Origin of the sequence: Micromonospora sp. NPDC049114 (genome assembly GCF_040648635.1) — a bacterium.
Classification (GTDB): domain Bacteria; phylum Actinomycetota; class Actinomycetes; order Mycobacteriales; family Micromonosporaceae; genus Micromonospora.
Genome location: NZ_JBEZEA010000001.1, coordinates 32364 through 44831, shown reverse-complemented (window position 1 = coordinate 44831; position 12468 = coordinate 32364). Strand labels below are relative to the sequence as shown.

Below are 12468 nucleotides of genomic sequence, written 5' to 3'. Positions count from 1 at the left end.
TGACGGCCATGCGATGGAACGGGCGGCGGGTGTGGCTGGGTGACGCCGTGCTCGCCCTGGCCCTGCTCGGGTTCGCGCAGCTCACCACCGGGTTCGCGGGAGCCAACCAGCCGGGGTCGAGACCCGTGGACGCGTTCTGCAGGGTGGTGATGGCGGTCGCCGCGCTGGCGCTGGTCGGCCGCCGCTACGCCCCGGTGGGCACCCTCGCCGTCGTCACCGTGGCCACCACGACGTACCTGGTGCTCGGCTATCCGTACGGGCCGATCCTGCTCACCTTCCTGGTCGCGGCCTACACCGTGGCCCTGCGGCTGCCGGTGCGCCCGGCGGCGCTCGCCACCGCCGGCGCGTTCGTGGTGCTGCTGGCGCACGTCTTCTGGTCCCGGGGCCCGTCGCTGGGCTGGGCCGGAGTGCTCCCCGCGTCGGCCTGGGCGGTCGTACCCTTCGCTGCGGGCGTGGTCGTACGGGTCAACCGCGAGGCCGCCGCCCGCAGCCGCGCCGAACAGGCCCGCGAACGTGTCGAGCAGGCCCGCCGGCAGGCCGACGAGGAGCGGCTGCGCATCGCTCAGGAGGTGCACGACGTGGTGGGGCACGGGCTGGCCGCGATCAGCATGCAGGCGGAGATCGCCCTTCACCTGCTGCCGAAACGACCGGAGCAGGCGGAGGTCGCGCTGACCGCGATCGGTCGTACCAGTCGGGAGGCGCTGGACGAGCTCCGGGTCACGCTGGGCGCGGTGCGCCGGGGCGCGGAGCGCGAACCGGTGCCGGGGCTGGCCCGGCTCCCGGCGCTGTGCGACCGGCTGGCCGGCGCCGGTCTCGCCGTCGACGTGCGCCGCGAGGGCGACCCTCGGGAGTTGCCGGCGGCGGTGGACCTGGCCGCGTACCGGGTGGTGCAGGAGGCGCTCACCAACGTGCTGCGGCACGCCGGGGTGAGCAGCGCCGAGGTGACCGTCGGCTACCGGGCCGACGAGGTGACGGTCGAGGTCACCGACCGGGGCGTCGGTGTCGCCGCCGGCCCGTTCGACGCGGCCGACGACCGGACCGGAGGGCACGGTCTGGCCGGTATGCGCGAGCGGGTGGCCGCGCTGGGCGGACGGCTGACCACCGGACCGCGCCCGGACGGCGGTTTCCGGGTCTGGGCCCGGCTGCCCGTGGAGCCGCCGGCGTGATCCGGGTGCTGATCGCCGACGACCAGGACCTGGTCCGCCTCGGGCTGCGCGCGCTGGTGGAGAGCGAGGACGACCTTGCGCTCGCCGGTGAGGCGGCCGACGGGCTGCGGGCGGTGGAGCTGGCCCGTCAGGTGCGGCCGGACGTGGTGCTGATGGACATCCGGATGCCGGGCATCGACGGGATCGAGGCGACCCGCCGGATCGTCGCCGACCCCGAGCTGACCGGCACGCGGGTGGTGGTGCTCACCACCTTCGAGCTGGACGAGTACGTCTTCGACGCGCTGCGGCACGGCGCGAGCGGGTTCCTCACCAAGGACACCCGGCCGCCGGAGCTGCTGCGCGCCATCCGCCTGGTCGCCGAGGGGGAGGCGCTGCTGTCGCCGTCGGTGACCCGGCGGGTGGTGCGGGAGTTCGCCACCCGGCCGTCGAGGGCACCCCGTCCGCACCCGCGGCTGGACACCCTCACCGACCGGGAACGCCAGGTCGTCGGCCTGGTCGGGGAGGGCCTGAACAACGAGGAGATCGCCGCCCGGCTGGTAGTGAGCCCGGCGACCGCGCGGACCCACGTCAGCCGGGCCATGGGCAAGCTGGGAGCCCGGGACCGGGCCCAGCTCGTCGTCTTCGCGTACCAATCGGGCTTGGTCTCGGGGTGAGGCCGGGCCGCCAGCGGCCGTGCGGCGGGGCGGCTACCCTAGCGGTGGCCGGACTCCGCAGTGCCGGCCGCGTTGTGCCCGCCGGAACACTGACAAACGGGATGTTCGCGTGTTTGACACCTTGAGTGACCGCCTGTCCGGGATCTTCACCAAGCTCCGCGGCAAGGGACGGCTCACCGACGCCGACATCGACGCCACCGCGCGCGAGATCCGCCTCGCGCTGCTGGAGGCGGACGTCGCGCTGCCGGTGGTCAAGGGCTTCATCGCGGCCGTCAAGGAGCGCGCCCGCAGCGCCGAGGTCTCCCAGGCGCTCAACCCGGCCCAGCAGATCATCAAGATCGTCAACGAAGAGCTGATCAACGTGCTCGGCGGCGAGGGTCGGCGGCTCCAGTTCGCCAAGCAGCCGCCCACGGTGATCATGCTGGCCGGCCTCCAGGGTTCCGGTAAGACCACCCTCGCCGGCAAGCTGGCCCGCTGGCTCAAGGGCCAGGGACACCAGCCGCTGCTGGTCGCCGCCGACCTCCAGCGCCCCAACGCCGTCGGGCAGCTCCAGGTGCTCGGTGGCCGGGCCGGCGTCGAGGTGTACGCCCCGGAGCCCGGCAACGGCACCGGCGACCCGGTGCAGGTGGCCCGCGCCTCGATCGAGCACGCGAAGCGCGCCGCCCGCGACATCGTCATCGTCGACACCGCCGGCCGACTCGGCATCGACGCCGAGATGATGCAGCAGGCCGCCGACATCCGCGACGCCGTCTCACCCGACGAGGTCATCTTCGTCATCGACGCGATGGTCGGTCAGGACGCCGTCCGCACCGCCGAGGCGTTCCGCGACGGCGTCGGCATCACCGGCGTGGTGCTCTCCAAGCTCGACGGCGACGCCCGTGGTGGCGCCGCGCTCTCCGTGCGCGAGGTGACCGGGCAGCCGATCCTGTTCGCGTCCACCGGCGAGAAGCTGGAGGACTTCGACGTCTTCCACCCCGACCGGATGGCCAGCCGGATCCTCGGCATGGGCGACGTCCTCACTCTGATCGAGCAGGCCGAGCAGGCCTTCGACTCGGATCAGAAGGAGAAGATGACCGCCAAGCTGATGGGCGGCGAGCAGTTCACGCTCGACGACTTCCTCGACCAGCTCATCGCGGTGCGGCGGATGGGCCCGATCGCCAACGTGCTGGCCATGATGCCGGGCATGGGGCAGATGAAGGACCAGCTTGCCGAGCTGGACGACAGCCACTTCGACCGGGTCACCGCGATCATCCGGTCGATGACCCCGGGCGAGCGCACCAACCCGAAGATCATCAACGGTTCCCGCCGGGCGCGCATCGCCAACGGCTCCGGGGTCACCGTCATGGACGTCAACCAGCTGCTCAACCGCTTCGCCGACGCGCAGAAGATGATGAAGCAGATGGGCGGCATGATGGGCCTGCCCGGTGGTGGCCGCCGCAAGGCGACGAAGTCCCCCAAGAACAAGCGCAAGGGCACCAAGGGTGGCGGTCGTCCGCGTACGGGCGCCGGCGCCGGGCTCCCGGGCGGTTTCCCGGGTGGCATGCCGCAGCTCCCGCCGGGGATGGACCCGAACGACCTCGCTGGCGGCCAGGGCCTCCCGCCCGGCTTCAAGCTCCCGAAGATCGACTTCAACAAGCTCGGCAAGGGCGGCGACAAGGGCCCGCGCTGACGCGTGTCGGTGACGGCGGGCGACGTGGGAGGTTCTCGGTGGACGTGGCCGGCCCTGACCGCTCGGAGGAACGACCTGCTCGTCGCCGAGGAGGGCTGATCGGGTAGGACTGTGCGCATGGCTCTTCATGTGCGCGGTGTGCTGCTCCCCGACGACGAGGTCCGGGATCTCTGGCTGGTCGGCGACCGGGTCACCTTCACCCCGGTGCCCGGTGCGGAGACGGTGGTCGACGGCGGGTTCGTCCTCCCGGGGCTGGTCGACGCGCACTGCCACATCGGCATCGCCCGCGGTGGCGCCCCGATCACGTCCCTCGACCAGGCCCGCGAGCTGGCCCACGTCGACCGGGACGCCGGGGTGCTGGCGATCCGGGACGCCGGGTCGCCGTACCCGTACCCCGAACTCGACGACGAACCGGACCTGCCACGGCTGGCCCGCGCCGGCCGGCACGTCGCGCCCCCGAAGCGTTACCTGCGCGACATCGGCGTCGAGGTCGGCGCGGCCGAGGTGGCCGCGACGGTGGCCGCGCAGGCCCGGGCCGGCAACGGCTGGGTGAAGCTGGTCGGCGACTGGATCGACCGGGGCGTGGGCGACCTCGCGCCAGCCTGGGACGCCGACACCCTCACCGCCGCCGTACGGGCCGCGCACGACGCCGGGGTACGCGCCGCGGTGCACACCTTCTCCGAATCGGCCGTCGAGATCATGGTGCGGGCCGGGGTGGACTCGGTGGAGCACGGCACCGGGCTGAGCCTCGACCTGATCGACGAGATGGCCCGTCAGGGCACCGCGCTGGTCCCCACAATGATCAACATCGCCACCTTCGGGGGCATCGCCGAGCAGGCGCGGGGCAAGTTCCCCGGCTACGCCAAGCACATGCTCGCGCTGCGCGACCGCTTCCCCGAGGTGGTGCGCGCCGCACACGAGGCAGGCGTGCCGATCTACGTGGGCACCGACGCCGGTGGTGGCATCGACCACGGCCTGGCCGCCGAGGAGATGCTGCTGCTGCACGAGCGCGCCGGCATGGCACCGATCGACGTGCTCGCCGCCGCATCCTGGGGCGCCCGCGAATGGCTCGGCTTCCCCGGCCTGGTCGAGGGCGGCCTCGCCGACCTGACCGTCTACCCCGAAGACCCCCGCCACGACCTCCGCGTCGTCCGTGCCCCGTCCCGCACGATCCTGCGCGGCCGAGTCCTCCGCTGACCCCGCGCCGGCCGCGCTGACCTCGCGCCGGCCGCGCGGGGCCGCGCCGCGCTGGGTCGCGCCGCAAGATCGTGCTGGATCCAGGAAGTAGTGGCCTCGGCGTCGTGGGGATGCCACTGGAACCAGGATCGAGCACGATCTTGTCGGGCGGAGAGGGCGACGAGGGAAGATCCGCGCAACTTCCCTGATGTTGCTGCCTCACGCTCGCGGGAGGCAGCAACATCACTGATGTTGTGCGGATCTTGGCGTGGGGCGTGGGGCGTGGGGCATGGGGCGTGGGCGTGGCAGGCCGGGGGCGGAGGTGCGTGCGGGCGCGACGGTTCGCGTACGACGACGTGGGAGCGTCAGCGGGGCGGGCGGGTGGTCGCGGCGGCGGCGAAGAGGTGCACGGCCAGGTCGGCCAGGGCCGCGGCGGTCTGGTCGATCGGGGATCGCGGGAGCACGATGTGGCTCACCACCAGACGGACGATCGTGTCTGCGGCGAATGCCAACGCTGCCTGGTCCGCTCCCGGCAGGTGGTCACCGGCCCACTCGATCAGCGCGCCGGACGCCTCGGTGAGGACCACCTCGGCCCGGGTGGTGAGGTACGGGAGCAGTTCGTCCGAGCCGCCCCGGGCGCTGGTGAGGATGGCCTTGACCAGCGGGTTGTCGGCCGCCGTGGCGAGGGTGTGGGCGATCGCGGCGTACGCGCCGGCCCGTACGTCGGCACCGTGCGCGAGCAGCGCCTCCCGGACGTCGCCGACGAACCGGTCCACTTCGCGTCGGGCGAGCGCCTCGGCGAGGCCCGCCTTGCTGCCGAACTCGTTGTAGACGGTCTGCCGACTGACCCCCGCCGTGGTGGCCACGCCGCCCATGCGGACCGCGTCCCAGCCGGCGGCGATGGTCCGTGCGCGGGCGGCGTCCACGATCGTGTCCCGCAGTCGCTGGCGTGGTGAGTCGGTCGCAGTCATGGTGGTCGAATTCTACGGGTGGCTCGCCGCCCCGCCCAGCGCCCGCTGCGCGCCCCGCGAAGGGCGGCCCGCCACCCTGCCCAGCGCCCGCTGCCCGCCCCCGCCCAGCGCCCGCCGCGCCCCGGCAAGGGCGGGCTGCGCGCCCCGCCCAGCACCGGTCGCGCGGCGCGGCGCCTCCCGGGCGCGGCGGGGACCCGCGCGGCGCATAGGATGTGCGGTCATGGCACGCGTGCTCACTCCCCGTGCGGAGGACTTCCCCCGCTGGTACCAGGACCTGATCGCCAAGGCGAAGCTGGCCGACAACGGCCCGGTCCGCGGCACCATGGTCATCCGCCCCGCCGGCTACGCCATCTGGGAGCGGATGCAGGCCGAGATGGATGCCCGGATCAAGGCGGCCGGCGCGGAGAACGCGTACTTCCCGCTGTTCATCCCGGAGAGCTACCTCAAGCGCGAGGCCCAGCACGTCGAGGGCTTCTCGCCGGAGCTGGCGGTTGTCACCCACGGTGGCGGCAAGCAGCTCGCCGAGCCGGTGGTGGTGCGCCCCACCAGCGAGACGGTGATCGGCGAGTTCATGGCCAAGTGGATCGACTCGTACCGGGATCTGCCGCTGCTGCTCAACCAGTGGGCCAACGTGGTCCGGTGGGAGCTGCGCCCGCGGATCTTCCTGCGGACCAGCGAGTTCCTCTGGCAGGAGGGGCACACCGCGCACGCCACCCGTGAGGACGCCCGCGCCTACGCGCGGCGGATCCTGCACGAGGCGTACGAGGATCTGATGGTGAACGTGCTCGGCATCCCGGTGGTGGTGGGCCTGAAGACGACCCGTGAGCGCTTCGCCGGGGCCACCGCCACGTACACCTGCGAAGGCATGATGGGCGACGGCAAGGCGCTCCAGTTGGGCACCAGCCACGAGCTGGGCCAGAACTTCGCCAAGGCGTTCGACATCAGCTACTCCGCCAAGGAGGGCGGTCGCGAGCACGCGTGGACGACCTCCTGGGGCACGTCGACCCGGATGCTCGGTGGCCTGATCATGGCCCACGGCGACGACAACGGCCTGCGGGTGCCGCCGCGGCTGGCCCCCATCCAGGCGTACATCATGATCGTCAAGGATGGCGAGGGCGTCGGCGAGGCGGCGGCCAAGCTGCGCGACGGCCTGCGCGACGCCGGTGTCCGGGTCGCGCTCGACGACCGGACCGACACCGCGTTCGGCCGCCGGGCCGTCGACGCCGAGCTGCGCGGCTATCCGGTACGCGTCGAGGTCGGCCCCCGCGACCTGGCCGTCGGCAACGCGACGGTGGTCCGTCGTACCGACGGGTCGAAGTCCCCGACGGCGGTGGCCGACGTGGTCGGCGCGGTCCTCGCCGCACTGGAGGCCGACCAGCAGGTGCTGCACGACCAGGCCCTCGCGCACCGCCAGTCGCGCACCGTCGAGGTGTCGACGCTGGCCGAGGCGATCGAGGCGGCGGCCACCGGCTGGGCCAAGGTGCCGTGGTCGGCGGTCGGCGTGGCCGGCGAGGCCGAGGCGAACGGCCAGGGCGTGACGGTGCGCTGCCTGCTGCGCGCCGACGGCTCGGTGCCGGACTCCGAGGACGAGCCCGACCTGGTCGCCATCCTCGCCCGCGCCTACTGAGGCGTCAGGAAGGGCCCCTTCCTGACGCCCGTGGTCGAGGAAAGGGCCCCCGCTAACAGCCCGGAGGTGCTGCCGTGCGCTTCGCGCCGGGTCGGCTGATCATGCACCGCAACGTGCGGCACGGTCGGATCGGGTGGGTCCGGCCGGGTCGCGTGGTAAGCGACGACGAGCGGGGTCTGCTGGTGTGGATCGCGCGGGACTCGCCGGTGGCCCACGAGGTGACCGAGGCGGGGCTGGGCATGCGGGCGATGCCGTTCGCCCAGTGGATCTCGTCGTCGTACCGGCTGGCGCACGGCCGCTGGAACGGCCCTCCGCTGCTGAAGTTCCTGCCCACCGGGGCGGCGCACTCCGTGTGGTGGTTCCGGGACGCGCAGGGCAGGTTCGCCCACTGGTACGTCAACCTGGAGGAGCCCGGTGTCCGCTGGGACGACGGCCCGGTGGCCGGCGTCGACGTGGTGGACCAGGACCTCGACGTGGTGGTGCGTCCGGACCTCAGTTGGGAGTGGAAGGACGAGGACGAGTTCGTCGAGCGTCTCGCCTTCCCGGACGACTACTGGGTGACCGACGAGAAGGCGGTCCGCGCCGAGGGGGAGCGGGTGATCGCGCTCGCCGAGGCGGGCCGGTTCCCGTTCGACGGCACCTGGTGCGATTTCACCCCGCCGGCCCAGTGGGACGTACCGGACGAACTTCCGCCCGGGTGGGACCGTCCGCCGGTGCGCTGAGAGGTGTTCCGGGTCACCGGTGACGCGGTGTCCGGGTCCGATGCGAGAGATCGGCGTCGGATCTGGCAGAATGGGTCGCTGGTATCCGGCGCGCGTCCGGCGCCCTCTAACCCGGGCACGTCGCTAGTCCACCGAGTAGTCTCCGGCCCAACCCCACGGGTCCGGTCGGCGCTCACCCACGCACACCGCCCACAGCGGGCTGGTGAGATCGCAACAGGAGCGAAACAACTGTGGCCGTAAAGATCCGGCTCCTGCGGATGGGCAAGATCCGCAACCCGCAGTACCGCATCGTCATCGCCGACTCGCGCACCAAGCGCGACGGCCGGGCGATCGAGTTCGTCGGGGTTTACCAGCCCAAGGAAGACCCCTCGATCATCGAGGTCAAGTCGGAGCGGGTCCAGTACTGGCTGTCCGTCGGCGCTCAGCCGAGCGAGGCGGTGCAGCGGCTGCTGGAGCTGACCGGTGACTGGCAGAAGTACAAGGGCCTGCCGGCCCCGCCGCCGCTCAAGGTCGCCGCCGAGAAGGCCGACCGCAAGGCGGCGTACGAGGCTGAGGCGAAGGCCGCCGCCGGGCTCGCCCCGGAGACCCCGGCCAAGCCGGCCAAGAAGGCCGCCAAGGCCGCTGAGGCTCCGGCCGAGGCCCCGAAGGCCGAGGCCCCGGCGGCCGAGGCCCCCGCTGCCGCTGCCGACGCCGGTGAGCAGGCCTGACATGCCTCTGCGTCCGGCGTTGGAGCACCTGGTCAAGGGCATCGTCGACCACCCGGATGACGTCCGGGTCCGGATGGTCGATTCCCGTCGGGGCAAGCGGCTGGAAGTCCGCGTGCACCCCGAGGACCTCGGCACGGTGATCGGGCGGTCCGGCCGGACCGCCAAGGCGCTGCGTCAGGTGATCGGCTCCATCGGCGGGCGCGGGGTACGCGTCGACATCGTCGACTCGTACTGATGCAGCTCGTCGTCGGAAGGATCGGCAAGCCGCACGGTGTCCGCGGGGAGGTCACCGTGGAAGTGCGGACCGACGAACCCGAAGCACGGTTCGCCCCGGGTTCGGTGCTGCGCACCGAACCCGGGGCGGTCCCGCCGCCCGCGCCGGCGAACGGGCCGGGCGTGCCGTTCCGGGTGCCCGCCGAGCTGACCATCGAGGAGTCCCGGTTCCACCAGGGTCGGATGCTCGTCGCCTTCGACGGCATCCTGGACCGCGACACCGCGGAGGCGCTGCGCGGAACCCTGCTCGTGGTGGACAGCGCCGACGTGGAGCCTCCGGAGGACCCGGAGGAGTTCCACGACCACCAGTTGGTGGGTCTGGCCGTGGTCACCCCGGCCGGTGAGCGCCTCGGCGAGGTCGCCCGGATCGACCACGCGCCGTCGTCCGACCTGCTGGTGCTGCGGCGCCCCGAGGGGCGTACCGCGCTGATCCCGTTCGTCCGGGCGATCGTCCCGGAGGTCGACCTGGCCGGTGGACGCGTGATCGTCGACCCGCCGGCCGGCCTGCTCGATCTTTAGGACCAACCCGCATGCGCGTCGACGTCGTGTCGATCTTTCCGGAGTACTTCGCCCCACTGGACCTGTCGCTGATCGGCCGCGCCCGGGCCAACGACGTACTCCAGCTCGCCGTGCACGACCTGCGGACCTGGACCCACGACGTGCACCGCACTGTCGACGACACCCCCTACGGCGGCGGCCCCGGCATGGTGATGAAGCCGGAGCCGTGGGGTGCGGCGCTGGACGCGCTCGCCCCGGCCGAGGCCCCGCCGCCCCGGCTGCTCGTGCCGTCACCGGCGGGTGTCCCGTTCACCCAGGCCATGGCGCACGAGCTGGCCGCCGAGCCGCACCTGCTCTTCGCCTGCGGCCGGTACGAGGGGATCGACCAGCGGGTCCTGGCGCACGCCGCCACCCGGATGCCGGTCACCGAGGTGTCGCTCGGCGACTACGTGCTCTTCGGCGGCGAGGTCGCGGTGCTGGTCATCCTGGAGGCGGTCACCCGCCTGCTGCCCGGGGTGCTGGGCAACGCCGGCTCGCTGGACGAGGAGTCGCACGCGCACGGGCTGCTGGAGGCACCGATCTACACGAAGCCGCCGAGCTGGCGCGGGCACGACGTCCCGGAGGTGCTCCGCTCCGGCGACCACGGCAAGATCGCGCGCTGGCGGCGCGAGGAGGGGCTGCTGCGGACCGCGGCCCAGCGTCCGGACCTGCTGGCCGCGCTGCCGCCCGAGCGGCTCGACAAACGGGACATCGCGGCGCTGGAGCGGGCCGGATTTCAGCCGCCGCCGGGGGATGTGGCAAAGTAGGGGGGTTGCCGCATCCGTCCGCGCCCGCGGGCGGCTGCGAGGATCCCCGACCGGGGTCGGCCCGCCGATCACCACCCGGGAATCAGAATCACCCACCCGCGCACCGAGTGACGGTGCGCCGTGAGCCTTACGAGGACGCAGCGATGAACATCCTGGACGCCCTTGACGCCCAGTCGAAGCGGACCGACCTTCCCGACTTCCGTGCCGGTGACACCGTCAAGGTGCACGCGCGGGTCGTCGAGGGCAACCGGTCCCGTGTCCAGATCTTCCAGGGCGTCGTGATCCGCCGCCAGGGTGACGGTCTGCGCGAGACCTTCTCGGTCCGCAAGGTCAGCTTCGGTGTCGGTGTCGAGCGGACCTACCCGCTCAACGGCCCGGGCATCGACCGGATCGAGGTCGTGACCCGCGGTGACGTGCGTCGCGCCAAGCTCTACTACCTGCGCGAGCTGCGCGGCAAGAAGGCCAAGATCAAGGAGAAGCGGGAGAAGCAGCCCAGCTGACTTCCCGCTCGCCACGCCGCCTGAGCTGCGCGTATGCCGTACCGCCCAGACCGCACTACCCTGGTCGTACGGGCGCAGCCAGGCGGCGACCCCGCCTTTGTGGCGGGCAGCTGTCCACTACCGCCCGTGGAGCCTCGACGAGGCTCCCGGGCGGTGGTGTTTCTGCGGACCGGGGAGTGGCGTGGTGCAGACGCTTGACGAGGACGGCACCGTCGATCCGTGGCGCCGGCGGGTGCGCCGCGGCCGCCGCCAGATGCCGCTCTGGCAGGAACTTCCACTGCTGCTGGTGGTCGCGTTCTGCCTCGCGGTGCTGATCCGCACATTCCTGCTCCAGGCGTTCTTCATCCCGTCCGGCTCGATGGAGGACACCCTCCTGATCGGCGACCGGGTGCTGGTCAACAAGGTCGTCTACGACGTCCGTGACCCGGTGCGCGGCGAGGTGGTGGTGTTCCGGGGCACCGACCGCTGGGCGCCGCAGGTCGACGAGCAGCCGGAGCCCGGCTTCGTCGGCAAGGTCGGCCGCACCGTCGGGGACCTGGTCGGGGTGAGCCGTCCCGGCGAGAAGGACTTCATCAAGCGGGTGATCGGCCTGCCCGGTGACCGGGTGAAGTGCTGCGACTCCCAGGGCCGGGTCACCGTGAACGGGACTCCGCTCGACGAGCCGTACGTGCTGCGCAACTCCCCGCTGGATCTGCCACCCAATCCGCAGGAGTGCCGCTCCCGGCGCTTCGACGAGGTGGTCGTACCCCCGGGGCAGATCTTCGTGATGGGCGATCACCGCGAGGTCTCCCAGGACGCGCGCTGCCAGGGCCCGGTGCCGATCGACAACGTGGTCGGCCGGGCGTTCATGGTGGTCTGGCCGTCGTCACGCTGGGCCGCGCTGTCGGTGCCGTCGACCTTCGACGACGTGGCCGCGCCGGCCGCCGCCTCCTCCGGGGCGCCCCCGGTCCGTCCGTCCCCGCAGGGCGGTGTGCTGCTGATTCTCCCGTTGGCGGCCGCGCTGAGGGGTTCCCGCGCGTTCCGGACGGTGCCGTCCGGCCCGGCAACGTAGGCTCCTTGGCGTGATTGACGAGCAGACCGACAAGCCGCGCAGCTCCTTCTGGAAGGAGCTGCCGATCCTGCTGGGTGTGGCGATCCTGGTCGCGGTGCTGGTCCGCGCCTTCGTGCTGCAGACCTTCTTCATCCCCTCTCCGTCCATGGAGAACACTCTCAAGATCGATGACCGCGTGTTGGTCAACAAGCTGGTCTACGACTTCCGGTCACCGCACCGCGGCGAGGTAATCGTCTTCAAGGCGCCCACCGAGTGGAGCGGCAACCCCGACGGTGAGGACTTCATCAAGCGGGTGATCGGCGTCGGCGGCGACCACGTGGTCTGCTGCGACGCGCAGGAACGCCTGATGATCAACGGCAGGTCGCTCGACGAGCCGTACATCTTCTCGATCGACGGGGTCCGCGACAAGCCGGCCGACCAGGAGTTCGACATCACGGTGCCGAAGGGTCGGCTGTGGGTGATGGGCGACCACCGGTCGGCCTCGGGTGACTCGCTGGAGCACTGGCAGCAGTCCGGGCAGAACATCACCGAGGCCACGATCCCCGAGGGCGAGGTCGTCGGGCGGGCGTTCACCGTCTTCTGGCCCGTCAACCGGGCCACCTGGCTGACGGTGCCCGATCAGTTCGACGGCATTCCCAAGCCGTAGAAC

Annotated in this window: 14 protein-coding genes; 13 read left to right on the top strand and 1 reads right to left on the bottom strand. The window is 72.3% G+C overall.

The features are described 5' to 3' along the window. Positions 1-8: 8 nt before the first annotated feature. The 4 genes from AB0B39_RS00210 to AB0B39_RS00195 all read left to right on the top strand — a co-directional run bounded on the left by AB0B39_RS00210 (position 9) and on the right by AB0B39_RS00195 (position 4685). On the top strand, positions 9-1166 hold the full coding sequence (locus AB0B39_RS00210; RefSeq protein ID WP_357573106.1) for a sensor histidine kinase: 1158 nt from the start codon (positions 9-11) through the stop codon (positions 1164-1166). After that, on the top strand, positions 1163-1819 hold the full coding sequence (locus AB0B39_RS00205) for a response regulator transcription factor (RefSeq protein WP_234590136.1): 657 nt from the start codon (positions 1163-1165) through the stop codon (positions 1817-1819). Before AB0B39_RS00210 ends, AB0B39_RS00205 begins: the two co-directional genes overlap by 4 nt. A 109-nt stretch (positions 1820-1928) precedes the next feature. Then, the gene (ffh, locus tag AB0B39_RS00200; RefSeq protein ID WP_234590138.1) at positions 1929-3488 is read left to right on the top strand and encodes a signal recognition particle protein; all 1560 of its coding nucleotides are present in this window, start codon (positions 1929-1931) and stop codon (positions 3486-3488) included. A gap of 117 nt (positions 3489-3605) precedes the next feature. Continuing rightward, positions 3606-4685, top strand: a complete 1080-nt coding sequence (locus AB0B39_RS00195; RefSeq protein WP_357573105.1) for an amidohydrolase family protein — start codon at positions 3606-3608, stop codon at positions 4683-4685. A 344-nt stretch (positions 4686-5029) separates the two neighbouring features. Here AB0B39_RS00195 and AB0B39_RS00190 read toward each other — a convergent pair whose 3' ends face one another. Beyond that, positions 5030-5635 (bottom strand): TetR family transcriptional regulator, encoded by a 606-nt coding sequence (locus AB0B39_RS00190; protein WP_357498046.1) that lies wholly within the window; start codon positions 5633-5635, stop codon positions 5030-5032. A gap of 220 nt (positions 5636-5855) precedes the next feature. Here AB0B39_RS00190 and proS point away from each other — a divergent pair, with 220 nt between their 5' ends. The 9 genes from proS to lepB (AB0B39_RS00145) all read left to right on the top strand — a co-directional run bounded on the left by proS (position 5856) and on the right by lepB (AB0B39_RS00145) (position 12465). Next, entirely contained in the window at positions 5856-7262 is a 1407-nt protein-coding gene (gene proS / locus AB0B39_RS00185) for a proline--tRNA ligase (RefSeq protein WP_357573104.1), read from the top strand. Between the two features lie 74 nt (positions 7263-7336). Continuing rightward, positions 7337-7984, top strand: a complete 648-nt coding sequence (locus AB0B39_RS00180; protein WP_357498043.1) for a DUF402 domain-containing protein — start codon at positions 7337-7339, stop codon at positions 7982-7984. A 230-nt stretch (positions 7985-8214) separates the two neighbouring features. Next, positions 8215-8691, top strand: coding sequence for a 30S ribosomal protein S16 (gene rpsP / locus AB0B39_RS00175; RefSeq protein WP_357573103.1), 477 nt, complete (start codon positions 8215-8217; stop codon positions 8689-8691). Next, complete coding sequence (locus AB0B39_RS00170) at positions 8666-8926, top strand: RNA-binding protein (protein ID WP_172862164.1); 261 nt, start codon at positions 8666-8668, stop codon at positions 8924-8926. The genes rpsP and AB0B39_RS00170 overlap by 26 nt, the downstream gene beginning before the upstream one ends. Further along, on the top strand, positions 8926-9483 hold the full coding sequence (rimM, locus tag AB0B39_RS00165; RefSeq protein WP_357573102.1) for a ribosome maturation factor RimM: 558 nt from the start codon (positions 8926-8928) through the stop codon (positions 9481-9483). The genes AB0B39_RS00170 and rimM overlap by 1 nt, the downstream gene beginning before the upstream one ends. Positions 9484-9494: 11 nt before the next feature. Beyond that, positions 9495-10268: a tRNA (guanosine(37)-N1)-methyltransferase TrmD gene (trmD, locus tag AB0B39_RS00160; RefSeq protein ID WP_234584223.1), complete on the top strand. Its 774-nt coding sequence runs from the start codon at positions 9495-9497 to the stop codon at positions 10266-10268. A gap of 143 nt (positions 10269-10411) precedes the next feature. Then, complete coding sequence (rplS, locus tag AB0B39_RS00155) at positions 10412-10768, top strand: 50S ribosomal protein L19 (protein ID WP_030335223.1); 357 nt, start codon at positions 10412-10414, stop codon at positions 10766-10768. Between the two features lie 181 nt (positions 10769-10949). Continuing rightward, positions 10950-11819: a signal peptidase I gene (gene lepB / locus AB0B39_RS00150; protein WP_357498037.1), complete on the top strand. Its 870-nt coding sequence runs from the start codon at positions 10950-10952 to the stop codon at positions 11817-11819. A 10-nt stretch (positions 11820-11829) separates the two neighbouring features. Next, entirely contained in the window at positions 11830-12465 is a 636-nt protein-coding gene (gene lepB / locus AB0B39_RS00145; RefSeq protein WP_234584225.1) for a signal peptidase I, read from the top strand. Positions 12466-12468: the final 3 nt, after the last annotated feature.